This window comes from Paraburkholderia sp. BR10937 (genome assembly GCF_040965695.1).
Classification (GTDB): Bacteria; Pseudomonadota; Gammaproteobacteria; order Burkholderiales; family Burkholderiaceae; genus Paraburkholderia.
Genome location: NZ_JBFRCL010000017.1, coordinates 110,980 through 135,981, shown reverse-complemented (window position 1 = coordinate 135,981; position 25,002 = coordinate 110,980). Strand labels below are relative to the sequence as shown.

Here is a 25,002-nt window from a genome sequence, read left to right as displayed (position 1 = left end):
CTGTACGTTGTTGCCCTGCGCGAACGTGTTCAAACCACGAACGCCGCGCGCCATTGTTCGATCTGCTCGTCCGCGTAGCCGAGTTCGCGCAGGATGGCCTCTGTATGCTCGCCCTGCTCGGGCGCGAGCCTGGGCGACGCTTCACGCGGATAACGCGAGAGGCGGAACGGCTGGCCCACGAAGGCCACCGCGCCCTTGCCGGGCAGCTCCACCGGCCACGCCATGCCGAGATGCTTGACCTGAGGGTCCTCGAACACTTCGTCGATGCGGTGAATCGGCCCGCACGGCACGCCCGCCTTGATGAGGACTGCCATCCATTCCTTCGTGGTACGAGTCTTGAACACTTCGCCCACGGCCCGGTTTACGGCGTCGCGGTTCGCCACGCGTGCCGGGTCCGAGTCGTAGCCCGGGGCGCGCGCGAGATGCTCGAGGCCGAGCGCTTCGCACAGGCGCGTCCACATCGTCTGCCCGATGGCCGCGAGGTTCAGGTAGCCGTCCTTCGTCCGGAACACGCCGGTCGGCACGGTCAGCGGGTGCTCGTTGCCCACCTGCTGCGGGACCTTCTTGTCCACGAGCCATTGCGCCGCCTGGAAGTCGAGCATCGCCAGTTGCGCTTCGAGCAGCGAGGTCTGCACCCACTGGCCCTCGCCGGACGCTTCGCGTTCGAGCAGCGCCGTGAGAATCGCCATTGCGCAGAAGTGGCCCGCGCAGAGATCAGCGATGGGAATGCCCACGCGCATCGGGCCTTCGCCGGGCTTGCCGGTCACGCTCATGAGGCCGCCCATGCCCTGCGCGATGGAGTCAAAGCCCGGCCAGTTCGCATACGGGCCGTCCTGGCCGAAGCCCGAGATGCTCGCGTAGACGAGGCGCGGATTGATCGCGCGCAGCGCGTCGGGGCCAATGCCGAGGCGGTCTTTCACGTCGGGCCGGAAGTTCTCGATGAACACGTCTGCGCGCTTGACGAGTTCGTGAAGAATCTCGCGGCCAGCGGGATCCTTCATGTTCAGCGTGAGGCTCTCCTTGTTGCGGTGCAGGTTCTCATAGTCGGCGCGGTTGTGGTCGCGCCCGCCGATCATGTCGTCGCCGCCGGGCGCACCGGGCGGAATTTCGAGCTTGATCACGCGCGCGCCCATGTCGGCGAAGAGGCGCATGGCCGTCGGGCCTGCGCGCACGCGCGAGGCGTCGATGATCGTGAAGCGCGAGAGCGCGCCTTTGCGGGCAGCCGCGTTTGCCTGGCGGCTTGCCTGGTAATCGTTGGATGCTTCGGTCATAGACGTTCTCCCTCAGGCCGGCGTGAACATCGCAACGGGGTAGCCGCCGTCGCTCGGCTTGAACGTCACCCGCACGCGTTGTCCGATGGCGAGCGCGGCCGGGTCGCAGTCCACGAGATTGGTGAGCATCGTCACGCCTTCGTCGAGCGTCACGTAGGCGAGCGTGTAGCGCGCGTCCTCCTTGCCCATCGTGCTATGCGAGTAAATCGTGCCCTGCCCGGCAGACTCGACCCACTCGGTGTCGGCGCTCAGACAGTGCGGGCAGATATCGCGCGGGTAGTAGTGCGTCTCGCCGCACGCGGCGCATCGCTTCAGGAGCAGGCGTCCTTCCTTCGCCGCCTCCCAGAACGGCAGCGCCTCGGGCAACAGACACGGCGGCGCAATGCGGCGCGGGCCAGCGGGCCTGGCGCCCTTCTCCGCGGCCTTCTCCACAGCGGGATTCTGATTAGTCGTACTCATCGTTAAACCCGTTCCAAAATGAGCGTTGCGGCCGTATGACGTGACCCGAGCGCGCCGCCGATGCCGTTGGCGAGCGCGATGTCGCAGTTCGGCACCTGCACGGCGGGGTGGGCTTCGCCGCGCAGCTGGCGCACGGCCTCGATCACCTTCGTCACGCCGCCGCGGTTCGCGGGATGGTTGTTGCACAGGCCGCCGCCATCGGTATTGAAGGGGAGCTTGCCCACGCCCGAAATCAGGCCGCCGTCCTGCACGAATCGGCCGCCTTCGCCTTTCTTGCAGAAGCCGAGGTCTTCGAGCTGCATGAGCACCGTGATCGTGAAGCTGTCGTAGAGCGACGCGTATTTGATATCGGCGGGAGTCACGCCGGCCTCTGCGAAAGCCGCCGCGCCCGACCACTTTGCCGCCGACCACGTGAGATCGATCTTGCCGCCTGCCGCATGTTTCGGCGCTTCGCCCGTACCGCGCACCTTCACGAGCGGACGCTCGAGCCGCTTCGCGATCTCGGGCCGCGCCACGATGAGCGCGCCGCCGCCATCGCTCATTACGCAGCAGTCCAGACGATGAAGCGGGTCGGACACCATCGGCGAATTCACGACGTCTTCGACGGTCACCACATTGCGCAGTATGGCGTGCGGGTTGTGCTGCGCATGATGCGAGGCCGCGACCTTGATCCAGGCGAGCTGTTCGCTCGTCGTGCCGAACTCGTACATATGGCGTTTCGCGACCATGCCGTAGAGGTTTTGCGTGGCCGGGCCGAACGGCAGCTCGAACTGCACGTCCGGTGCGTCGGGGTCAGGCGACTTGAGCGCGAGCGCCGCGCCTGCCGCACGAGGGCGGCCTGCGAGCGTAATCAGCGCCACGTTGCAGCGCCCCGCCGCGATGGCTTCCGCCGCATGCGCGACGTGGAGGATCGGCGCGGACCCGCCGCATTCGGTCGAATCGACGTGACGCAGCTTCAGGCCAAGGTACTCGGCAATCGTGGTGGTGCCGAGGCCCGGCGCGTCGCCCGCGCAGAAGTAGCCGTCGATATCGTCCTTCGTGAGGCCCGCGTCTTCCAGCGCGCCCCTCGCGACATCGGCGTGCAGGCGCGCGACGGAGAGGTCGTCGGCCTTGCGCGTGGGGTGCTCATAGGCGCCGACGATATACGCTTGTCCGTTCAGGCTCATGCGGCCTCCTGCGCAAGACGCTGCGCCGTGAAGCGGTTGAGATGCCATATCGCGTCGCCGTAGGTCAGGTTGATCACGAACATGCGCTTCGCGTAGTGGCCCGCGCGGCACTCTTCGGTCATGCCCATTGCGCCGTGCAGCTGGATCGCCCATTCGCCGGCGTTCTTGCAGGCGTCGCCGATGAACGCCTTCGCCGCCGACACGAAGCGGCTGCGGCGCGCGGGGTCGTTCTCGTCCACGGCCATGGCCGCGGCGCACGCCATCGATTTGCCCTGCTCCAGTGCGATCAACATGTCGGCGACGCGGTGTTGCAGCGCCTGGAACTTCGCGAGCGGCGCGCCGAACTGTGTGCGCGTCTTCAGGTGCTCCGCGGTCAGTTCGAGCAGCGTTTCGAGCGCGCCGACCGATTCCGCGCACAACGCAGCATTGGCGCGGTCGAGCGCCGCCTCGATGAGCGGGTAAGCCTCGCCCATCTCGCCGATCGCATCGGCCTTGCCCACAGCCACATTGGCGAAGCCCACATGCGCCGCCTCGCGCGCGTCGATCGTTTCGAAGCGGCGCAGCGAGACGCCTTGCGCTTTGGCATCGACGAGGAAGAGCGACAAGCCCTGCGTGTCCCCTCGCTCGCCCGAGGTCCGCACGGCCACCACGAAGGCATCGGCGATCGGGCCGTCGAACACGAGCGTCTTGGTGCCGTCGATGCGCCAGCCGTCGCCGGTCTCCTTCGCGCGCACCGCGATGCGTGCGAGGTCGTAGCGCGCATCGGCTTCGCCCACGGCGAGCGCGAGCACCTTTTCGCCGCATGCGGCCGCTTCGAGCCATTGCGAACGCTGCTGCGCGCTGCCCGCCGCGCCAATCAGAGCAGCGGCAGGCATGCCGCTCGAAAGCCAGCCCGCGCCGCCCAGCGCACGGCCCAATTGCTGCGCGACCAGCATCGTCTCCACCGCGCCATAGCCGCTGCCGCCCTGCTCGGGGTCGATGATGAGGCCGGTGATGCCGAGTTCCGCGAGACCCGCGCGGCGGCGCGCCGCGAGCGCCGCATCTTCGGCGTTGCCGCGCTGATGCGCGGGATATTCGCCGTCGCAGAAGCGGTGTACCGCGTCTTGCAGCGCGACGTGATCTTCAGTCAAGGAAAAGTCCATGTTTTATCGTGTCCCGCTTCAGGCGTTGAAGAACGCGCGGCTGATCAGGTTGCGCTGCACTTCGTTCGTGCCGCCGTAAATCGACAGCTTTCGCGCGTCGAAGTAATTGGCCGCGACGGCAATGAGTTCCTCGGGGCTCGGCGGCTCGTGGCCCGCCTGGTCGAGCAGCGCGGCTTCGTCGAACGCAATGCCTTCGGGACCGGCGATGTCCGCCAGCAGCGCGTAGATCGCCTGGCGCAGCTCGGTGCCGCGCACCTTGAGCATCGATGCCTCCACGGCGGGCAAGCGGCTCTGCTGGTTCGCGCTGAGCATGCGCAGGCCCGTGAATTCGAGCGCCATCAGTTCGATCTCGAAGCGGCTCACTCTCGCCTCGAAGAGCGGCTCGCTCGCGAGCCCTTGCTGCTTGCCGAGCGCCTTCGCTCGTGCAAGCTGCTGCTTGCACGAGCCGATGCCGGCAATGCCGGTGCGCTCGTGACCCAGCAGATACTTGCCGTACGACCAGCCCTTGTTCAGCTCGCCCACGAGGTTCTCGACGGGCACGCGCACGTTGTCGAGATAGACCTCGTTGAGATCGGTGCCGCCTTCGAGCATGCGGATCGGGCGCAGTTCCACGCCCGGCGATTTCATGTCGATGAGCAGGAACGAGATGCCTTCCTGCGGCTTCGCATGCGGGTCCGTGCGAACGAGCGCGAACATCATCTCGCACCAATGCGCGTACGAGGTCCACACCTTGTGCCCGTTCACGACGAAGTGGTCGCCGTCGAGAACGGCCGTCGTGCGTACGCTCGCGAGGTCCGAGCCCGCGCCCGGTTCCGTGAAACCCTGCGCCCACCACGTTTCGCTGCGGCGGATACCGGGCAGGTAGCGCGCCTTCTGCTCAGGCGTGCCGAACGCGTTGAGCACGGGGCCGAGCATATTGATGCCGCTCGCGATGATGCGCGGCGCGCCGCCTGTTAGCGTTTCCTCATCGAAAATGTAGCGCTGCAGCGGCGTCCAGCCCGGGCCGCCCGCTTCCTTCGGCCACGACGGCGTGATCCAGCCGCGCTCGTAAAGGTGCCTGTACCACTCGACATAGTCTGCGCGCTCCAGCCGCAAGCCCAGTTCGGCCTTGCGCTTGAGTCGCGGCGACAGGTGCGTCCTGACGAACTCGCGCACCTCGGCGCGGAACACTTCGTCTTCTGCGGAGAATTCCAGTCTCATTGCTTCATTGTCCTTATCAGTGGTGCGCGCCGCCGTGGCCGCCTTGCGAGCCGCAAACCACGAGCGCATCGAGTGCGAGCACGCGGTCGGGGTACGCAACGAGCGGGTTCACGTCGATTTCGGTGATCGCCTCGTTCGCGCGCATCTGCGCGCCGATCGCGGCCACGGCCCTGGCGATGGCGGCCACGTCCACGCCTTGCGCGCCGCGCACGCCGTCGAGCAGCGCCGCGGCCTTCAGGCGGCGCAGTTCCACCACGATGTCGTCTTCGGCCATGTCGGCGGGAATCAGGCGCACGTCCTTGAGCGCCTCGATCCAGATGCCGCCAAGGCCCACGAGCACGACCGGGCCCCACTCGGCGTCGCGCTTCGCGCCTACCACGAGTTCGAGACCGCGCGGGCCCATCGCCTCGACGAGCGCGCCGTCGAGTTCCAGTTCAGGACGATGCGCGGCCACGCTCGCATGCAGCTTGTCCCAGCCGGTGCGCAGCGCGGTCGCATCCGCGAGGCCGACCACCACGCCGCCCACGTCGCTCTTGTGCGGCAGGTCGCTCGCCTGCGCCTTCAGCACAACCGGATAGCCGATTTCGTCTGCAATCGTCAGTGCTTCGTCGAGCGTCTTCGCGAGACGCCCGGGCGGCACCGGCAGTCCGGCGGCGGCGAGCCATTGCTTGCCCCGGTATTCGGCATAGATGCCGTTGGCCGGCACGCCTCCTGGCAGCGGGATTGCGGGGGGCGGCGCGGTTTGCGCACGTTGTGCGCGCTGCAGCGATTCGCCATAGGCCGCCACGCGAGCGCACGCGCGCAGCGCGCGGTCGGGCGAGCGGAAGAGCGGCACGCCGCTTTGGGCAATCGCCTCGACAAAGAACGGCTGCAGCGCGTTGTTGTCGCCCATCACTGCAAGCACAGCGGGTTTGGTTGCGCGCGCAAGCGCCGGCACGAGGTGGTCCGCCTTGTCGCGCTGGGCGATGGGCGGGCCGCCCATGATCGAGAGCACGAGGCTGCCGATGTTCGGGTCAGCGAGCACCGTGTCGATCAGCTCGCCGATCAGCCCCGGATTGCGCACACCGATGGTCGTGTAGTCGAGCGGGTTGTCCGCCACGGCGAAGTCGGGCAGCAGTCCGGTGAGCTTCTTCAGGGTCGGCTCGGTGAGCGGCGGCAGGGTAAGGCCGATGTCGTCGGCAAAGTCGAGCGTGATGTTCTTCACCGCGCCCGATGCCGTCATCACGGCGGTGCCCGCAGCAGGGGGCACCGGAAAGCGCGCGAGGATGGTCGTGGTGTCGAACAGTTCGTCGAGCGAATCGACCACCACCACGCCCTCGCGGGCAAGCAGCACGCTCGCCGTGGCGTGGTCGCCCGCCAGCGCCCCCGTATGCGACTGTGCCGCTTCGCGCGCCCGCGCGCTCTTGCCCGGCATCAGCATGACGATCGGCTTGCCCGCCGCGCGCGCTTGGCGCGCCAGCGCGAGGAAGGTCTGAGGGCGGCGCACCTGCTCGGCGTAGACCGCAATCGCGCTCGTTTGCGCATCGGCGATGAACCAGGCGAGATAGTCCTCGATGCCCAGCACGGCTTCATTGCCCGTGGAAGCCGCCACTGTGATGGGCACGCCGCGCCCCATGAAGGCGTCGCGCAGATTCGCGGCCATGGCGCCGCTTTGCGCGACCACGCCCACGCCCTTGCGGCCCGCGCAAGGATACGGCGAGAGCGCCTCGAAAGTGACCGGCACACCGGCCTCGAAGTTGGTGAAGCCCATGCAGTTGGGGCCGATGAGCGCGATGCCCGCCGCGTTCGCGGCCTCCGTCAGCGCGTGCTGCTTCGCACGGCCGTCTTCTCCGGCTTCCGCATAGCCCGACGCGAAGATCACCGCCGCGCCCGTGCGCCGCGCGCCCAGCGTGCGCACGGCGTCGAGCACACCGGCCTCGGGAATGCAGAGCACGGCGAGATCGACGCCTTCGGGCAGCGCATCCACGCTGCTCACGCAGGGGCGGCCGTTGATCTCCTGGCTGCTGCGCGAGACGAGATGGACCTCGCCCGCGTAGCCGAAGCGCTCCAGGTTTTGCAGCACGAAATTGCCGAACGAGCGCGGGTCGGCGGAAGCGCCGACGATCGCAATCGAGCGCGGCTTCAGCACGCGGTCGACGGACAACACGCCATCGGCTTCGGAGAGTGACTTACTCATCAGGTCATGCCTCTTCTTGATTGGCGATCCCGGCGCTGGCTTACCAGGATCAGTTCGATTGGTAGCCATTCTGGCATACCAGAACTGCATTCTCAATACACCAGAGGTGGGTTTTGATGGGTAGTATTTTCCCCTAGCGCACTTGCCGGAGTCCGGCGCACTCCGCCTATGTTATTGATTTTTCGTGGTTTTTACCCAAACAAGGCCGCTATCCCGCAGCACGATGGGACGCATGACAAAATTACCATCTTGAATACCACTGGCGCGCCTTGGTATATTTAATCCACCCGACCACCGATCAACCCGCCCTTCCATGAAACCTGCAGTCGATCTGCCCGTCGAGCACCAGGGCGCCGCGCCCGACCTGCATGCTGCCGCACCGCGCATGCGAGCCAGTCTCGCAAACGACATTCGCGAGACGCTGCAGGCCGAGATCGAAACCGGCCAGATCGCGCCGGGTATGCCGATCGACGAGCGTGCGCTCGCGGCGCGTTTCAACGTATCGCGCACGCCGGTGCGCGAGGCGCTTCAGCATCTTGCGGCGCGCGACCTCGTGCTGATCTCGCCGCGCCAGGGCATCACCGTGGCGCGCCTGTCCATCGCGAAAGTGCGCTCGATGCTCGAATACATCGGGGAACTGGAGGCATTGTGCGCGCGCTTTTGTGCACGGCGCGCGAGCGACACCCTGCACGAAGCGCTCGACCGCGCGCTGATGGCGTGCCAGCAGGCCGCGGTGGAAGGCGATGCGGGCGAGTACGCCCGCGCCAACGAGGCCTTTCACGAGACCATTTACGACGGCAGCCGCAACGAGTGCCTGGCCGACCAGATCCGCGCGGCGCGCCGCCAGTCGGCGCGCTACCGCGTGGCCGACCTGCGCAACCGCAGCCAGATCAGCCGCTCGCTGCAGGAGCACTTCGAGATTGCCCGCGCGATCCAGGCCGGCGACGAAGCGAAGGCCGCCGACGTGATGCGGCGCCACGTTCCCGCGGGCACCACCGGCTTTTCCGAGTTCCTCGCGGCCGTGCCGCGTCATTTTTTCGACTTCGGCGCCGACTGAGAAGCCAGGTCGTCCTGAACAATTACCACGGAGACAACATGCCCCGCTCCATCGACGTCCCAGGCCTCGCGCACAACGCCCCGATACCCGTGGGCGCACGCGTCGGCAACGTGCTGTGCTCGTCGGCGATCGCCGGCAAGGACCCGGCGACCGGCAAGCTCGCCGCCTCGGCCGCCGACCAGGCACGCCTCGCGTTCGACAACCTCGAACGCTTTCTCGACGCGGGCGGCGCCACGCTCGCGGATGTCGTCAAGCTCGCCGTGTCCGTGAAAGACGACAGCGTGCGCGAGCACCTCAACACGCACTGGCTGGCGCGCTGGCCCGACCCGGCCCAGCGCCCCGCGCGCCATGTCGTCGTGCACGACCTCCAGCACGGCATGGTCCTGCAACTCGAAGTCATGGCCGTGGCGTCTTCCTGAGCGGTCCGCCAATTTCTCCAACGCAACGCAACGCATTCCCTCATTGAAAAAGGTCCCAACGTGATCATCGACTCCCACGCCCACGTCGTGATGCCGCCCGAGAGCTTCCGCTACATGGCCGAGCTGATCGGCGGGCGCGCCAACCCCTCCACCCGGCCCAATATTCCCGACGCCTCGGTGCGCAAGGTCGCCGAAGAACTCGTGCGCAGCATGGACTCGGTCGGCACCGACGTGCAGTTCATCTCGCCGCGCCCGTATCTGCAGATGCATTCGGTCAAGCCCGCGCGCGTGGCCGAACTATGGTCGCGCCACTGCAACGACCTGATCGCGCGCTTCGTCGCGATGTTCCCCGACCGCTTTCGCGGCGTGGCGGGCCTGCCGCAATTCATGAATGAGTCGCCGGAAGTGCGCGTCGTGGCCGAACTCGAGCGCTGCGTGAACGAGCTGGGCTTCGTGGGATGCCTGCTGAACCCGGACCCGACCGAAGGCGAAGGCCCGACGCCAGCGGGTCTCGGCGATCCGTTCTGGTATCCGCTCTATGAGGCGATGACGGTGCTCGACGTGCCCGCGCTGATCCACTCGGCCGGCAGCTGCAGCCCGCGCGAGTCGTACACGCTGAAGTTCATCAACGAAGAAAACATCGCGGTCATCTCGCTGCTCGAATCGGATGTCTTCCAGAAATTCCCGAACCTGAAGATCGTGGTCGGCCACGGCGGCGGTGCGATTCCCTACCAGATGGGCCGCTTTCGTTCGTGGGCCGTGCGCCGTAACCATCCGCAAAGCTTCGACGAACAACTGCGCAAGCTCTACTTCGACACCTGCAACTACTCGAAGGAATCGATCGAACTGCTGCTCAAGGTGGCCGGCACCGACAACGTGCTGTTCGGCACCGAAAAGCCGGGCACCGGCAGCTCGCGCGACCCGATCTCGGGCCGCGATTATGACGACATGAAGCCGGTGATCGAAAGCATCGAATGGCTCACCGAAGAACAGCGCCGCAACGTGTTCGAATGCAACTGCCAGCGCGTCTATCCGCGCGCGTTCCGTCACTATCAGGAAGCCTGAACATGGCCATGACCGCCGAAGAAAACGAGTTGCTCACGCGCGTCGAAAACGGCGCGCCGATGGGCGAAATGATCCGCCAGCACTACTGGATCCCGGCCGTGCCCTCGGTGAAGCTGGAGGCAGACGGTGCGCCCGTGCTGGTGCGCCTGCTGGGCAGGAACTACGTGGCGTTTCGCACGACCGACGGCAAGGCGGGCTTGATCGACGAGCTTTGCCCGCACCGCAAGACGTCGATGATGATGGCGCGCAACGAGAACAACGGCCTGCGCTGCATCTACCACGGCTGGAAAGTGAACGTGCAGGGCGAGGTGATCGAGGCGCCGAACCAGGTGGGCGACCAGGCGCAGTTCTGCAAGCGCGTGAAGACGAGCCAGTACGGCGTGGAAGATCGCGGCGGCATCGTGTGGGTGTGGCTCGGCAAGGGCGACACGCCGCCGCGCTTTCCCGACCTCCCGTTCACGCAGCTGCCCGTCGACCAGCGCTCGGTCACGAGCGTCGAAGTGCCGACGAACTGGGTGCAGGGCGTGGAAGCTTCGATGGACTCGTCGCACGTGGGCGTGCTGCACGAATCGACCACGCAGATCACGGCGGGCGGCGGCAACGAACGCATGCACATGACGAAGGCGCTCGCGCCCCGCCTCGAATTCGAGGAGCGCCCGTACGGCTATCGCTACGCGGCGCTGCGCGACCTGCCCGACGATAAGGTCTACGCGCGCGTGAACAACTTCGTGATGCCGTGGTACGGCATCATCTGCGCACCGGATGCGAACAGCCCGAGCACGGTGTTCTTCTCGACGCCCGTGGACGACGTCACGCACCGTGCCTGGTTCGTGCATTTCAACCCCACGCGCAAGCTCGGCATGACGGTGATGTCGGCCACGCCCGATGTCTGGAATTTTCCGCCGCTGCCGCCGGGCACGCGCGAAACCGGCTTCGGCCAGAACCGCGATCTCATGAGGCGCGGCCATGCCACGGGCTTCCATCAGCATCTGGGCACCGAAGACTTCGCGATGTTCCTGGGTCAAGGCCCGATAGCCGACCGCACCACCGAGCAACTCTGCTCCGCCGACGGCGCCGTGCTGCGCGTGCGCGCGCAACTGCTCAAATCGGCGCGCGAGTTCATGGCCGGCAAAACGCCCACGCTCGCGGACAGCCCCGAGCTGGACTATTCGCGTGCAATCTCCATTGGCGGCGTGCTGCCCGCGGGCACCGACTGGCGCTCGCTGGTCGAGACCGCCTGAACCCAGGTTGCCGGAATGACTTCGATGCTTGCTCCTCTGCTTCTCACGCTGCGCGTCGCCGCGATCGATGCCCCGACTTCGCTCATCAAGTCGATCACGCTCGAAGCCCACGACGGCGCGCTGCTGCCCGGCTTCGAGCCGGGCGCGCACCTCCAGGTCGAGATCCCGTCCGCGACGGCGGGCGGCGCGCCGCAGTGGCGCTCGTATTCGCTGATCCATGTGGACCCCGCCGTCGATCCGCGCGACGGCGTGCGGGTGTACCGGCTCGGCATTCGCCGCGAGGACGAGGGCCGCGGCGGCTCGCGCCACATGCACGCGCTGGCGGTCGGCGCGACGCTCTGCGTGCGCGCGCCCGTCAACCACTTCCCACTTGCCGCGCCACCGCGCGTGCTGCTCGTCGCGGGCGGAATCGGCATTACGCCGATCATCTCGATGGCGAGCGCGCTGGCCGCGCAGCAGCGCGACTACGCGCTCCATTTCAGCGGCCGCACGCGCGAGGCGCTGCCCTTCCTGGATGAACTGCGCGCGCTCGCGGGCGACAAGCTCACGCTGCACGCCGACGACGATCCCGCCACGCGCCTCTCGATCGACGCATTGCTCGACGGCGCGCAAGTGAACCAGCCGATCTATGTTTGCGGTCCGGCAGGCATGATCGACGCCATGCTCGCGGCGGCGCGCAAGCGCGGCTGGCACGAATGCGATCTGCACTACGAACTGTTCACCGAGGCCGCGCCTCAGGAAGGCGACACCGCCTTCGAAGTCGAACTCAAGTCGTCAGGCAAGCGGCTCACCGTGCCCGCCGACAAATCGCTGCTCGACGCGCTCATCGAAAGCGGCACGGACGTGATGTACGACTGCCGCTCGGGCTACTGCGGCCTGTGCACGACCAACGTGTGCAGCGGCGAGATCGAGCACCGCGACACCTACCTCTCCGGAGCGGAGAAGGCGGGCGGAAAGGTCATGCAGGTCTGCGTTTCGCGCTGCAAGAGCGGGCGCCTCGTGCTCGACCTTTAATACTTCTAACGAAATTGAAGCGGAATCCAGAATGAGCGAAATGCTGGTTACCTATGAACTCGATGGCCCGGTCGCGCTGATCGGGCTGAATCGCCCCGACAAGCGCAACGCCATCAACGAAGACGTGATCGCGCAGTTGCGCGCCACCGTGCTGCGCGCGGGCGAAGAGGCCGACGTTGGCGTGCTGTTCGGGCACGGCGGCAACTTCAGCGCGGGCCTCGATCTGCGCGAAGCGCTCGCGCGCGCGAGCGGCCAGAGCGCGCCGCCGCGCAAGCGCCGGCGCCATTCGTGGCACGAAGTGTTCGACATCATCGCGCGGGGGCCCATTCCATTCGTCGCGGCCCTGCACGGCGCCGTGGTGGGCGGCGGCCTCGAACTCGCCACCGCCGCACACGTGCGCGTGGGCGACACGACCGCGTTCTTCGGCCTGCCCGAAGGCCAGCGCGGCATTTTCGTGGGCGGCGGGGGCACGGTGCGCATCCAGCGCGTGATCGGCTACACCGTCATGGCGGATCTGATGCTCACGGGCCGCCTGCTCTCGGCCGAAGAGGGCTTGCGCGAGCACATCGTCACCTATGTCACTCCCGCGGGCGAAGCGCTCGCCAAGGCGAAGGAACTCGCCGCGAAGATCGCGCAAAACGCACCCGACACGAACTGGCGCATCACCAACCTGCTGCCGCGCGTGAACGACCTCTCGCACGAGGACGGCCTCTTCCTAGAATACATGAGCTCGAACATGGCGCGCTCGCCGGAGACCGCAAAGCGCCTCCAGGAATTCGTGGATGGCAAGGCGAAGCCGCTCGAACGTCCTGACGCTCACAAGACCAACGCATGAGGTGCACGAAACCATGAATGCAGCGAACGAACTGGATCCGCAGGAGGCAGCGGCGCGTGAAGCGGCGCTCGCGCATGTGAAGGCGGCCGAGAAAGCGGCCGCGCAGATTCCCGTCGGCAATGCCATGCCGCGCCCCATCGCACAGGCCGCCGTGATCGGCGCGGGCACCATGGGCGGCGGCATTGCCATGGCGCTGGCCGCCGCGGGCATTCCCGTCACGCTCATCGACGCGACCGCGGATGGCCTCGCGCGCGGCCTCGCCCGCATCCGCGACAACTACGAGAGCAGCGTGAAGCGCGGCAAGCTCGACGCCGCCTTGCGCGACGAGCGCCTCGCGCGCATCACGGGCTCCCTCGCGATTGCCGACGTGAAAGACGCCGACATCGTGATCGAAGCGGTGTTCGAAGACCTCGCGCTCAAGCAAGGCATCTTCCGCGAGCTGGACGTCCACGCAAAACCGGGCGCCGTGCTCGCCACCAACACGTCGGGTCTCGACATCGACGAAATCGCCGCCGTGACCAGGCGCCCCGCAGATGTGGTCGGCGCGCACTTCTTCAGCCCCGCCCACGTCATGCGCCTGCTCGAAGTCGTGCGCGCCGCGCAAACCGCCGACGACGTGATCGCCACGCTCATGGATCTCGGCCGCCGCATGGGCAAGGTATCGGTGCTCGCGCGCATTTATCCGGGCTTCATCGGCAATGCGCTCTTTCGCAATTACAACCGCGAAGCGCACTTTCTTGTCGAAGACGGCGCGCTGCCGCACGAGGTCGATGCGGCGCTCAAGGACTTCGGCTACGCGATGGGCATTTTCGCGGTGCACGACATGGCCGGCAACGATGTGGGCTACCAGACGCGCAAGGCGCAGATGGCGACGCGCCCCACCGACCGCCGCTGGAACGATCTCATCATGAAGCTCGTGGAGATGGGGCGCCTCGGCCAGAAGAGCGGCAAGGGCTGGTATCGCTATGAGCCGGGCAGCCGCGAACCGCAGCGCGACGAGGAACTCGAACGCTTCATCGTGGAAGAGTCGGCACGCCTAGGCATCGCGCGCCGTCCGATTTCCGCCGAAGAGATCGTCAAGCGCTGCGTGTACGGCATGATCAACGAAGGCGCGAAACTGCTGGAACAGGGCGTTGCCCTGCGCGCCAGCGACATCGACGTGGTGTACGTGACGGGCTACGGGTTTCCCGCGCATCGCGGCGGCCCCATGTACTACGCGGACCAGATCGGCCTCGCGAACGTCTACGAGGACGTCAAGCGACTTTACGAAGCGTATGGCTACTGGTGGAAGCCGGCGGCGCTGCTCGAAAAGCTCGCGGCCCGGAACGGCCGCTTCGCAGATCTTTGATCACGTCCCCTACCGCGCCCGTTTGGAGGGCGCGTTTCTCTGCATCGAGCGAGGCGGACCACCCGCCTCGCTCGATCATTCTTCGTCGTGCTCGCCGTTGAGCGGATCCGTCTCCACCGCGGCCGCCTCGCGCGAATGAACCATCGGCGCGTCGTTGAAAAACTCCGCGGGCAGTGTGGCGAGGAATTCCGAAAAGCCCGCGTCGCCGCCCGGCGAATGCTGGGCCATGACTTCCTCGGCGGTTGCCTCGTCGCCCGAGAGCAGCGCCTGCGCGAGGCGCTGGTGATCGGCGATCACCTTCTCGCGCCGGCTCGGCGCAAGAAAGAGCTTCGGACGGTAGCGCGAGATCAGGCGCCGGATCGCGCGGATCTGCTCGGCCAGGTAATCGTTGTGGCATGCCTGGCAGATCACTTCGTGGAATTCGGCGTTGCTGCGCGCGAAACGGCGGGCATCGCTCTGGTTCAGCGCTTCCACGCCTTCGTCGATCGTGCGCTGCAGCTCGACGCGCTGCGCGTCGTTCATGCGGCGAGCGGCAAGGCGCGCCGAAACGGCTTCCAGCTCGTGCAGGAGTTCGAGCATGTCGCGCAGCTGCGGGACCGTCATCTTGGTCACGAACACGCCCTGGCGCGGCACGATCTGCACGTACTGCTGCGCGGCGAGCTGCTGGAGCGCCTCGCGGATGGGCGTTCGCGAGACGTTGAAGCGCGCCGCGAGCGCGCGCTCGTCGAGCGCTGCGCCGGGCACGAGTTCGCCTCGCTCGATTTCCGATTCCAGGAGCGCCTTGATTTCGGCCGAACGGCTCAGTTTGGGTGGCTGACTCATTGAATGGCTGACTGTTGGGTTCGAAGGGCCGCGCTGGCGGCTCGGTACGGCCAGCGGCGTTCAAAATCCGTATCATACCTCGCAGGTATACCAAACGCCCAACTGTGTGTTACCCCAATGCGGCGCCTGCGCTGAAGGCGCTCATCGGGTCCCGCGCTTCGCACGCGGCAATCGGGGACAGGCGGCCAATGTCGTCGAACCGCATCTCGAGTTCGGTGTGGGCCAGCACAAGCGACGCAAGACGCCAAAAAGCCCGCTCCTGGCGGGCTTCCTGTGTCGGCATTCAATCAGCGACCCTAAAACAATGTGCGGAATTCGAGGGGTCGTTCGACTGTGCACCGTCGCATCACCCTGGCTCAGTGGCCTGGGTAGAAGTGCATGCTCGCTCTGGCGCTGACGGAATGCACGCCCCCCCGATTGGGCATCACTTGTTGCGAGACATGTGACGCGAGGCAAGGAAATAGTGCGCAGCCGACCATGCCAGCACGAGGCTCACAGCAAGCATCGCGTAGCGGACGCCATAAGCCGACGCACTGCGGCAAACCGCTCCGAGCGACCCCTGCAGGATCTCGGCCGCACCATGTGCGCCATGCGTATCGTGCGCTGCACACATCAAATGGTAGTTACCTTGCGCAAACAGGCGACCGGCAAAACGGTCGCTCAGAAAGCCAATCGCGGTCGGTCCCAGCCCCTGTCCAACCAGATTCATAAGGAGGAACACGAACGCCGAGGCAGTGGCACGCATGCGCGGCTCGACCACGCTATGTGCAATCGCGAACGTCGGTCCCGTCCACGTGCTGAGCGCGATCGTGGCCACGAAGAGCAGTGCGACGGCAGCCGGCCACGCGTTCATCGTGAACGCAGCGACGATCAGTACAAAGCCGGTCGCCGTACCAAGGGCCGGCACCCAGGCATACCAGCGCCGGTCCGTCGCACCCGCCAAATCTGCCGATATGCCGCCGAGCAAATTACCGAGGATGCCGCCGATACCGATCACGAGGCCGAAAGCCAGACCGGCTTGGGCAAAGCTCATGCCAAAAACGCGCACCAGATAAATCGGAATAAACATGTTGATGCCAAATTGCGCGAACCCGCCGATCACCGTGCCGAGCAGCATGTGTACGAAAGGCCGGCTATTCATCAGTACGGAAACCACCCGGCGCAACGGGGGCACCTGAGCCCCCGTTAGTTCGCCATCGTCCTCCGCCGCGCCACGCTTCGGTTCGCGAAGCGTGATCCAGGCCAGCAGGCCGAACACCAACCCGGGCAAACCCACAACGACGAACACCGGCCGCCAGCCCATGTGCTCCACCATCCAGCCGCCGCCGAGCGCGCCGGCCAGCACCCCGAGTGGCGCGCCAAGGCCGAAGATCGCCATCGCAATGGCCCGACGACGCGGCCCGAACTGATCAGAAATCAGCGAGTGCGCGGTCGGCAAACTGCCCCCCTCGCCGATCCCCACGCCGAGGCGGTAGAGCAGCAACTGCCCATACGCGCCGGCCGTACCGCACAGCGCTGTCATGGCCGACCATATCGCAACGCAAACGGCAATCAAGGTGACACGATTGAATCGATCGGCCAGCCGCGCAATCGGCAACCCGAGCACGGCATAGAAAAGTGAGAATGCCAGCCCCCCGAGCAGGCCAAGCTGCAGGTCAGTCAGACCCAGATCGATTTTCATTGCCTGCCCGACCACTGCGATGATGATCCGATCCACGAAATTCGATGCATAAATTAGCGTGAGAAGCAGCAGGAACCAACCGCGATACAAATTGCCTCCTACCCCCGATCCGGTGCGACTTGCTGCTATCTCGTTCATTGCATCGTCTCCAATAATCTTCCGATTTATGTAGTTATCCCAAGTTCTGAAAATTGGGTTTTCCGGCCGCTGGCACAGTAGAAAGGTGCTGTCCTACAGCATCAGCACGTTCTCCTCGTCACCCGATTGCGCAACACACCAAGTCCCTGCACTTCGAGTTCGACGACGTCGTCCTCCTGCAGAAATCGGCCGAACTCCAAACCGCAGCCATTGCCTACCGTGCCGCTGCCCAGGAATTCGCCAACATGCAATGTTTCCGATGCCGACACATGCGCGATCATTGCGTCAAAGCGGTGTTGCATCTCGCCGGAATATCCACGCCCCTGCTCTTCGCCATTGACACGCACCACCATCGTCAACGAATACGGATCCGTGAGTTCATCGGGCGTGACAATCCATGGCCCCATGGCATTGCCCGTATCGAAATCTTTGCCTTTTGCCGGCCCGAGCAGACCCGGCATCTCCAGGAACTGGGCATCGCGGGCGCTGAAGTCGTTGTAAATGCAGTAGCCAAAAACATGTCGAGACGCGCCACTGCGAGGGATGTCGCGACCCGCGGTGCCGATAAACACCCCGAATTCGAGTTCGTAATCTATCAGCCTCGAATAAGCAGGCCACTGAACGTCAGTATCCGTACCGATCACCGAGAAGCGATTGCCCTTGTAATACAAGGGCTGTTCGTACCATACCCTAGGCAGAGGGCCGGCTTTGGGGCCGCCGCCATTGCCGCTCAGACCGAGCCGGGATATCGCCTCCCCGCATTGCAGCAGATGTTTTTCAAAAACGGAGAAATCCCGCAATTGCGTGGGCACCGGTACGGGCGCCTGCAAACGAACCGCAGAAGCGGGATGAATCGCTTCGTCCACCGGGTGCTCGAGCATCCTGCGCGCGTGGTCGAGACCACGCTCACCCGCGTGCATCAGCGCCAGCATGTCGGCAAACCCGGCGTACGACGTGCCATGCAAGAAAGCATAGGCTTTATCAAGATCAATGACGTGGCCGCCATCGAGGCTCACTACACCAATGCGGCGCCCCGCCTCGCCGTCGAAAGTCACCAGTTTCATACAGGAGCGGCTCCGTTGAGCTGCTGACCGAGCGCCGCGGCGGCTTTGCCGAACATCAACGCATCGTTGCTGACCATCACGAACCTGAAGCCGCGTTCAGCCGCCTTGAGCGCAGTTGTGGCGTCTTGGGCCGCCGCGCCACAGGGCAGGTTGCGCGGCGCACATGCGGCCAGCAATCGGTCGACCAGCGACTGCAATTGCGGATCGCTGGCCGGCAGCCCCGTGGACAACTGAAGATCTCCCATGCCCAGGAAAACGGCATTGAGACCAGGCACATCCAGCACGACTTCGACATCCTCGAGCACCTGCCGGTCTTCGAGTTGCGCACAGCGCAGCAGCTCCTCACCGCCGATGCGCAAATACTCGCTCAGCGGCATCATGCCCCAGCGGCCTGCACGCGACGTAACGCCAAGGCCGCGCTGGCCTGCCGGATTGAATATCATGCGACTCATCGCAGTCCGAGCCTCCGCGGGAGTGCGCACCCGCGGAACCAATATGCCATCCGCACCGCTGTCGAGAAGCCGCTGATAATCATTGGAATCCTGGTCTGAAATGCGCACCAGGGCCGACATGCCTAGCCCCTGCGCGTGGGCGATCAGCCGGTAGACGGATTCAAGACTCAGCGGGGCATGCTCGGAATCGATGGCGACAAAGTCGAAGCCGGCAACCGCCAGCAGTTCCAGTGTCTCCAGGGTCGGCAACTTGACCCACGTGCCGAACAGACAGCGCCCGGCACGCTGCAAACGACGCACAAAACTTTCTCGACTCATGAGCGATCCTTCGTCGGGGTGGGCTTGCGATGGCCCCAGGCCAGGCCATCGCGCTTGAACTTGTCGGTTTCCCAAGTCGATTCATTGATGAAGCGCGTGCCGCAGGCGAGTTCGAAATCGAAGCCCTCCGGCGTCGCAACGTAGATCGACACCACGCCATCCAGGGGATGCGAACCGAGATCCCGGTTCAGCGCAACGCCCGCGTTGAGCAGACGGTCGCGCACAACACCGAGATGATCGAGTCCTGCGAGATCGGCCATCACATGCACCGTGCCAACGGGATGTCGCGGCATCTCGGCAAAGGCAAAACTGTGGTGACGCGGATTGCATCGGAGAAAATATACGCGCGAGTGCCCGTCCATCCAGGCGGCGTCGCTCAGCCGAAGCCCCATGGCACCCAGGTAAAACTTCAGTGTGTCCGATGCGTCGGACACGTTCATGGTCACATGGCCATTGCCGCAGGGCCCAGACTCAAAGCGCGTGCCCACCGGCGAATGGAACCGCTTGCGCAACGCAGAACTGGGCCCCCAATAAACTTCGTTGCGCACGCCGTCGGGATCGCGTACGGCGAACATATCTTCGACCTTGCGTGCGTCCTTCTCGTCGCGAGACACCTCTATCAGGGGCGTGTTATGAGCTACGAGACGCTTTCTGACCGCCTCCATGTCAGATGCGGTAGCCACCTCCCACCCAATAACCTGGACCCCGGGTTCGCCCGTTGCGACCAGCGCGAATCGATACTCGCGCTCCGCATCCGTGCGCAGTTGCAACTCACCGGGGGGAGCATCGACAACTGTGTCGAAACCGACGAGATTGGCAAACCGCTGCCACCAATCGAGGTCGTTTACACCGAGCCGGACATAACCGAGCTGGAGAATTTCGTTATCGCGTTGAATTTCCATTACCTGTCGCCTGTTCAGATCGGGTAGTCGGCCTCGTTGCACACCCAGCCAGGCTTCTCGACAAAATCGGCGCGCGGCGGCGAGAAAATATCGATCAACTGCGCCCACCCCTCACCGACGTCCTGGGTTGTATGCACTGCCTGCGCCGGAATGACGATCAGTGACGGGCTGCCCACCCCATGGTGACCATCGTCACGCCATGTCGACATATCGGATGTCCAGGGATAGCGCAGGTGATGAACAAAATTCCCCTGCAGCGCCAATGATGCCTGGTCGAAGTCACCATGCGCATGTGGCGTCATCTTGCGCGTGTCACGCCGAAAATCGCGAGGCACAAAGGCATTGATCAGCATGTTCGTCGAGCGGAACGGACGCGCCGGGCTGTCCGATTTCTTATGTTCATCCAGCCGGTAGTGGCGCAACCGGAAGCCACCAGGCGGCGCAGCCGGCGCTTCGTCGGCCTCCTGCGCAGGATGGTCCGCCGCATTGCTCGCGGCTGCCATCAAATCCACCGCTCGATGCGAGAAGATGCGCGTGACATAGCCGTCATCCTGCAGCGTTACACCGCTGCTTCCCGGCGGTACGATGACCAGCGAATCCCCTTCACCATCGATCGCCACATGATCTGCACCGGCCTGGACGATAGCCCGGATTCCATTGGGGACAAGCAACATGTATTCATCCGGGTTGTCGCTGCGCTCCAGACTCGAGTGCGCCATGGCGCGCGATATGGCAACTACGAACGTGCGTCCCCGTGACAGCCAGGTCGCGCTACCATCCGGACTCGTGACGCAGGCTGGGGTGTCATAAGGAGTACAAATACTGGCACTTGGAATTTGCTTGTTCATGGACACAATTGAAATCAGGTTGACCGAAAGGGACGTTCAACGCCGCCCCCCGCCTTCGCTGCGGCGGCCGACGAAAACGTGTGGATGACGCGCGTCGGATTGGCTGGCGACACGCAGAATTCACTCATTTTTGCGTTGCGAGAATACCTGATAGATCGCGGTGTTCCAGTAGCGACTGCCAGCTCTTGTCCGCTGAGAACAGACCGCCGAAAGAGACGATGTTTTTGTATTGCAGTGTTGCCCCCCGCGCCATCGTAGGCGCCTCCCCCGCCATGAATTCCCTGACCGACTTGAGGATGAGTTGGCGCACTCGTATCACGGCCATATCGGACGAACACAGGTTTTCCTTGCTCCGATCCAGTTGCGGCCCCTGACTCAGGAAGATCGCAAAGTCTTCGGTGGCGAAATGCTGAGGGAAACCCGAGAAATAGCCGCGTTTCATGAGGCTGCGGTTTTGGCCCCAGTTGCTCCTTTCATCACCAGGCGGCAGCGGCGGGAAGTTCATGACATCGGGAGAAATCGTGAACTGCGTGACACCGAGCGGTGCATGGAGATTGAAATGCACGAACCACGCACGATGGGTGTTGTCGTCCACCGGAACCGAAAAAAACACTGTCGACGGACCATCCGGCTCTGGCGCGGTGATGATTCCGTACCACGGCATCACGAAGTTGTTGACGCGGGCGTACTGGTTGCCGCCAGGCAGCGTTCGCACTGCAGCGTAGCGAAAGCCGTAGGGCGTGTCTTCAAATTCGAATTTTGGCTTTGAACTCTTGCTGAGATTGGCCCGTTCATTGTTTCCGCTCACGAGGGCCGTGAAACTCTGATGCAGTGCGCCGGCATGAGTGGTATCCATGGTGGCTTCCACTCCTTGCAGCCAGTTGCACTGCACCAGCGTGGATGTCACGAAGCGATGCGCCTCGGGCAGATAGGTAAAGGGGAGATCTGGGAAGACCGGCGGCTCACCCTGCCCGAACCAGGCCCAGACTATGCCGCCTGCTTCATGCGCCCGGTAGCGCGGCGACCTGATCGATTTGCAAAATTGCTCTTCGTTGCCACCATGATTTGGCGCTTCGATCAGTCGGCTATCGTCATCGACGCTAAACTTCCAACCATGAAAAATGCATCGCAGCCCATCGTGCTCGTTCATCGCCAGTGCCATGGATGCGCCGCGATGGGGGCACATCTTGTCGACAATGCCGATTTTGCCATTGCCGGCGCGATAGACGACGTACTCAATTCCCGTCAGCCTGGTCAGTATCGGTGCACCGCCCGGTTCCAGTGCCGCCGATGGGACGACCGGGATCCAGTAATGCTGGCGCAGCATCTCGCCGAGCGGCGCACCATGATCGGTACGCGTCAGGAGTTCGTTGTCTTCCCTTGAAATGGCCATTTTCCTCTCTCCTCCGTTTTAGTCCGGCTTTGCGTATTTTTCGGGAGGCGGACGGGAACATCAATTGGCACGAGTCCGCTTTCCGGCACGTGGAATTCAGTCCCTTCCGCCCTCATTCCGCTCTACAGAATCCTGGCGCAAAGCACTTGCCCCGCGCGTCCCGGCACATTCACACTGCGGATTCACTCGTTCATTCGTGAGGCAACTAATGTCGATCCAAATCGGTGAAACACCCGGCCGGCCCTACCGGCTGGCCCCCACTGACATGACGCAGGCCCAGGCGGATCTGGTGAGCCGCATACGCTCAGGCCCACGTAAGGACTTACCCGTCAACATGGAAATCTGGTTGCACAACCCCCAATTCGCTGAAGTTGCCAACCAGTTTGCCGAATATGTCGGGCATCTGGCACCCATGACACGACGCGTCAAGGAAATAACCATCCTCGTGGTTGCGGCCTACTGGAGTTCGGCGTTCGAGCAGTTCTGGCACGAACGGTTGGGAAGCAACTTGGGGCTGACGCGCGAACAATTGGAGAATTTGCGGGCGCGCAAATACACGTATTTCGATGACGAAATCGAGCAGACTGCCTATGAACTTGCGATCGGGCTGTTGGAGAAACGGAACGTGGATTACGCGCTATACCAACGGGCTATACGCGTGCTCGGGCACGGTGGCGTTTCCGATCTCGTTGGTCTTATCGGGCTCTACACGATGGTCGCGTTTTCGCTAGATTTTTACCGAGTGCCAATCCCGGATATTTCCTGAACAAGATGCGCTGGTGCGGCCGACCCGGGATGGATGGTGCGCGATAGCCATATTCCGAAAATTTCCCAGTCACAACGAAGCGTCTTCATTTCGCCCTGGAAATAGCGTCGCCATCGCGGTGATAGAAGCTTGCGGAAATCTCGTCGGCCGTTTCAAGAAGGCTGGGAAGCAAGCGTTCGATCGTGCTGCGCGTCATCAGTTTGCCGTAGGTGGTTATGCCTACGGCGGCTATTGCCGCGTTGCCCAGACAGATGGGTACGGCCAGCGTCGCAGAATCGCTTGCCATGCTCGGTTGGCGCACTGCCCATCCCTGAGCGACCACTTTGGCGATTTTCGATTCGAGTAACGCTCGCGCTACGTCTGGATTGGTCGCGCTGGCGTGCACTAGATCCATCACAATGCTCCGCTCCTGCGGACTGCACCAGGCAAGGTACGCCAAACCCATTGCCGAATTGTCCAGGCTCAACCGGTGTCCAACGGTCGTCGTATGTACGGCGACCGGACTGTAAGGCATTGTGCTGAATCCGACGACAAGTCCATCGTGCTCCCTGACGCCAATTGCGAGCGGCCATTTTATTTCCCGGGTGACTCTGATCGCGATAGGCGCAGCGACAGCGATAATCTCAGCCTTCTCTGTATAACCATCGCTTAACTCTCGGACCTTCCTGGTCAACGCATATTGCCCCCTGGCAACATCGACTTGAACATACCCCTCTGCCTGGAGAGTCGACAGAATCCGGAATAGAGTGGTTTTGGGCAGCGCCATTTTTTGGTGCAATTCATGCAGCGTCCAACGTTGTGCCGTATTCATCAATCGAAGCACGCTAAACGCACGTGCTACGGCGCGAATGTGGGTATCTTCCATAGATTACGTAGGCGCCTCCGTCGAGCCCATCGAACAACGTCATACCGCCACGGCTGCGCTCTCGACATCTTTCATCATCACTCCAGTGGCCGCTTCGCACGCGCGGCGGACTGCCTGGGGCTGCCCCGGATGGAACAGGAAGTGATGCAGTAGCTTGCTCCACTTGGGATGACGCTCATACTCGCTGCGAGGCAGGCTGTTCGCGAAGAAATCCCGCCAGTCACCGCAGGGCAACGCAATGCCCTGCGCGCCGGCAGGCTCCCGCAGCACGCCCTTCGGATCACGCCCCTGCGCTACGGCTTCCATGTCCCGGAAGTACTGTCGGCGAATCATCAAGATGCCCGCGTCGCTGGCGGCCAGGTTTTCACGGGTACGGTCTGCGATGCGCCCCTGTCCGCACCAGGCGATGATGTCCTGGTTGATCACGTGCGAACTAATCCATTGGCCGGTCCGAGGATCCGTGACCGGCGCGTGCCAGGTCGGGATGCTCTCCTGGACATAGGGCTCGGATTCGCGGGGCACGCGTATATACGACCAGGTCACATTGAGCGTATTTTCGTCGTCGATGGGCACCCGCCACTCGAAGTGATCCCCGAGGAAGAATCCGTTGGGCCAGAGACAGACACGACCAGCCGTCCAGAGCGGATGAGATTCGTCGGTATCCTCGGTCACACGGCGGTAGATGAAGCCGTGCTCGAATTCCTCGAACGCCACCTTGAGATGCGCCGGCGCATAGTCGCGCTCACCGCGCAGGCGACGTCCCCAGTTGGCGTGCATCCACTCGAAATGCAGCGGATCGATGGAATTTTCCTGGGTCTGCAGCCAGTTGCAGGGCACGTTCGCGAATGCCACCTGCACGAAGCCATTGCGCCAGTGGAACGGTTCCCAATCCGGAAGCTGCGGCGCCGGTTGAGGACCGAGATAGGCCCACAGCAAGCCGGCGCACGCGCGGACGTCATAGGCCTTCAGCCTGATCCGCTCACGCATGGTGCCCTGCGGCGCCACCAGATCCTGGTAAGGCTGCGCGACACACCGGCCACCATGATCGTATTGCCAGCCGTGATAGTTACAGCGCAGACCGCGTTCCTCGACAAAGCCGTACGCCAGGTCCGCACCGCGATGCGCGCAGTAGCGCTCCATCAGGCCGTAGTGTCCGCCCAGGTCCCTGTAGAGCACGAGATCCTCGCCAAGCAGGCGCACGGGCTTGATCGTCTCGCGCTCGAGTTCGTCAATGCCGGCGATCGGGTGCCAGTGCCGGCGCATCAACTCGCCCATCGGCGTGCCTGGCCCAACCTGAGTGAGCTGTCGATTCTGTTCTTCGGTAAGCATGATGATTTCGCTCGTATTGGTGAATGGACGA

Annotated in this window: 23 protein-coding genes; 8 read left to right on the top strand and 15 right to left on the bottom strand. The window is 64.1% G+C overall.

The window, feature by feature from the left end:
• Window positions 1-29 precede the first annotated feature (29 nt).
• From AB4Y44_RS16530 to AB4Y44_RS16505, 6 genes are read right to left on the bottom strand one after another with little or no spacing between them, the layout of a single operon-like run.
• Window positions 30-1,271 carry a CaiB/BaiF CoA transferase family protein gene (locus AB4Y44_RS16530; RefSeq protein WP_368700221.1) on the bottom strand — a complete coding sequence of 414 codons (1,242 nt, stop codon included), beginning with the start codon at window positions 1,269-1,271 and terminating at the stop codon, window positions 30-32.
• Window positions 1,272-1,283: 12 nt separating this feature from the next.
• Complete coding sequence (locus AB4Y44_RS16525; protein WP_368700220.1) at window positions 1,284-1,730, bottom strand: Zn-ribbon domain-containing OB-fold protein; 447 nt, start codon at window positions 1,728-1,730, stop codon at window positions 1,284-1,286.
• 2 nt (window positions 1,731-1,732) lie between these two features.
• Window positions 1,733-2,896, bottom strand: a complete 1,164-nt coding sequence (locus AB4Y44_RS16520; RefSeq protein WP_368700219.1) for a thiolase domain-containing protein — start codon at window positions 2,894-2,896, stop codon at window positions 1,733-1,735.
• Window positions 2,893-4,026 carry an acyl-CoA dehydrogenase family protein gene (locus tag AB4Y44_RS16515; protein WP_368700218.1) on the bottom strand — a complete coding sequence of 378 codons (1,134 nt, stop codon included), beginning with the start codon at window positions 4,024-4,026 and terminating at the stop codon, window positions 2,893-2,895. Before AB4Y44_RS16515 ends, AB4Y44_RS16520 begins: the two co-directional genes overlap by 4 nt.
• A gap of 30 nt (window positions 4,027-4,056) precedes the next feature.
• Window positions 4,057-5,238: an acyl-CoA dehydrogenase family protein gene (locus AB4Y44_RS16510; RefSeq protein WP_368700217.1), complete on the bottom strand. Its 1,182-nt coding sequence runs from the start codon at window positions 5,236-5,238 to the stop codon at window positions 4,057-4,059.
• Between the two features lie 16 nt (window positions 5,239-5,254).
• Window positions 5,255-7,414, bottom strand: coding sequence for an acetate--CoA ligase family protein (locus AB4Y44_RS16505; protein WP_342920115.1), 2,160 nt, complete (start codon window positions 7,412-7,414; stop codon window positions 5,255-5,257).
• 313 nt (window positions 7,415-7,727) lie between these two features.
• Here AB4Y44_RS16505 and AB4Y44_RS16500 point away from each other — a divergent pair, with 313 nt between their 5' ends.
• The 7 genes from AB4Y44_RS16500 to AB4Y44_RS16470 are packed head-to-tail and all read left to right on the top strand — an operon-like array spanning window position 7,728 to window position 14,393.
• Window positions 7,728-8,471, top strand: coding sequence for a GntR family transcriptional regulator (locus tag AB4Y44_RS16500; protein WP_342920114.1), 744 nt, complete (start codon window positions 7,728-7,730; stop codon window positions 8,469-8,471).
• Between the two features lie 38 nt (window positions 8,472-8,509).
• A complete protein-coding gene (locus tag AB4Y44_RS16495; RefSeq protein ID WP_254339357.1) occupies window positions 8,510-8,890 on the top strand; it encodes a RidA family protein in 381 nt (126 codons plus the stop codon).
• A gap of 60 nt (window positions 8,891-8,950) precedes the next feature.
• Window positions 8,951-9,955, top strand: coding sequence for an amidohydrolase family protein (locus AB4Y44_RS16490; protein WP_342920113.1), 1,005 nt, complete (start codon window positions 8,951-8,953; stop codon window positions 9,953-9,955).
• Window positions 9,956-9,957: 2 nt separating this feature from the next.
• The gene (locus tag AB4Y44_RS16485) at window positions 9,958-11,196 is read left to right on the top strand and encodes a Rieske 2Fe-2S domain-containing protein (protein WP_368700216.1); all 1,239 of its coding nucleotides are present in this window, start codon (window positions 9,958-9,960) and stop codon (window positions 11,194-11,196) included.
• A gap of 24 nt (window positions 11,197-11,220) precedes the next feature.
• Window positions 11,221-12,210 (top strand): 2Fe-2S iron-sulfur cluster-binding protein, encoded by a 990-nt coding sequence (locus tag AB4Y44_RS16480; protein ID WP_368700215.1) that lies wholly within the window; start codon window positions 11,221-11,223, stop codon window positions 12,208-12,210.
• A 31-nt stretch (window positions 12,211-12,241) separates the two neighbouring features.
• Window positions 12,242-13,045 carry a crotonase/enoyl-CoA hydratase family protein gene (locus AB4Y44_RS16475; protein ID WP_368700214.1) on the top strand — a complete coding sequence of 268 codons (804 nt, stop codon included), beginning with the start codon at window positions 12,242-12,244 and terminating at the stop codon, window positions 13,043-13,045.
• Between the two features lie 13 nt (window positions 13,046-13,058).
• Entirely contained in the window at window positions 13,059-14,393 is a 1,335-nt protein-coding gene (locus tag AB4Y44_RS16470) for a 3-hydroxyacyl-CoA dehydrogenase NAD-binding domain-containing protein (protein ID WP_342920109.1), read from the top strand.
• 75 nt (window positions 14,394-14,468) lie between these two features.
• Here the strand turns inward: AB4Y44_RS16470 and AB4Y44_RS16465 are convergent, their stop codons facing one another.
• The 7 genes from AB4Y44_RS16465 to AB4Y44_RS16435 form a co-directional block, all read right to left on the bottom strand.
• Entirely contained in the window at window positions 14,469-15,215 is a 747-nt protein-coding gene (locus AB4Y44_RS16465; protein WP_368700213.1) for a GntR family transcriptional regulator, read from the bottom strand.
• 424 nt (window positions 15,216-15,639) lie between these two features.
• Window positions 15,640-17,034 carry a spinster family MFS transporter gene (locus AB4Y44_RS16460; protein WP_368700212.1) on the bottom strand — a complete coding sequence of 465 codons (1,395 nt, stop codon included), beginning with the start codon at window positions 17,032-17,034 and terminating at the stop codon, window positions 15,640-15,642.
• Between the two features lie 101 nt (window positions 17,035-17,135).
• Entirely contained in the window at window positions 17,136-18,098 is a 963-nt protein-coding gene (locus AB4Y44_RS16455) for a fumarylacetoacetate hydrolase family protein (protein ID WP_368700211.1), read from the bottom strand.
• On the bottom strand, window positions 18,095-18,868 hold the full coding sequence (locus AB4Y44_RS16450) for an HpcH/HpaI aldolase/citrate lyase family protein (RefSeq protein WP_368700210.1): 774 nt from the start codon (window positions 18,866-18,868) through the stop codon (window positions 18,095-18,097). The genes AB4Y44_RS16455 and AB4Y44_RS16450 overlap by 4 nt, the downstream gene beginning before the upstream one ends.
• A complete protein-coding gene (locus tag AB4Y44_RS16445) occupies window positions 18,865-19,770 on the bottom strand; it encodes a VOC family protein (RefSeq protein WP_368700209.1) in 906 nt (301 codons plus the stop codon). Before AB4Y44_RS16445 ends, AB4Y44_RS16450 begins: the two co-directional genes overlap by 4 nt.
• Window positions 19,771-19,784: 14 nt before the next feature.
• Window positions 19,785-20,618 carry a hypothetical protein gene (locus AB4Y44_RS16440; RefSeq protein WP_368700208.1) on the bottom strand — a complete coding sequence of 278 codons (834 nt, stop codon included), beginning with the start codon at window positions 20,616-20,618 and terminating at the stop codon, window positions 19,785-19,787.
• A gap of 124 nt (window positions 20,619-20,742) precedes the next feature.
• A complete protein-coding gene (locus tag AB4Y44_RS16435) occupies window positions 20,743-22,011 on the bottom strand; it encodes a Rieske 2Fe-2S domain-containing protein (protein WP_368700207.1) in 1,269 nt (422 codons plus the stop codon).
• Window positions 22,012-22,219: 208 nt separating this feature from the next.
• On the opposite strand from AB4Y44_RS16435, the gene AB4Y44_RS16430 reads away from it, so the two are divergent.
• Window positions 22,220-22,777, top strand: a complete 558-nt coding sequence (locus AB4Y44_RS16430) for a carboxymuconolactone decarboxylase family protein (protein WP_368700206.1) — start codon at window positions 22,220-22,222, stop codon at window positions 22,775-22,777.
• An 85-nt stretch (window positions 22,778-22,862) separates the two neighbouring features.
• Here AB4Y44_RS16430 and AB4Y44_RS16425 read toward each other — a convergent pair whose 3' ends face one another.
• Entirely contained in the window at window positions 22,863-23,642 is a 780-nt protein-coding gene (locus AB4Y44_RS16425; RefSeq protein ID WP_368700205.1) for a helix-turn-helix domain-containing protein, read from the bottom strand.
• A 39-nt stretch (window positions 23,643-23,681) separates the two neighbouring features.
• The gene (locus tag AB4Y44_RS16420) at window positions 23,682-24,971 is read right to left on the bottom strand and encodes a Rieske 2Fe-2S domain-containing protein (RefSeq protein ID WP_368700204.1); all 1,290 of its coding nucleotides are present in this window, start codon (window positions 24,969-24,971) and stop codon (window positions 23,682-23,684) included.
• Window positions 24,972-25,002 lie beyond the last annotated feature (31 nt).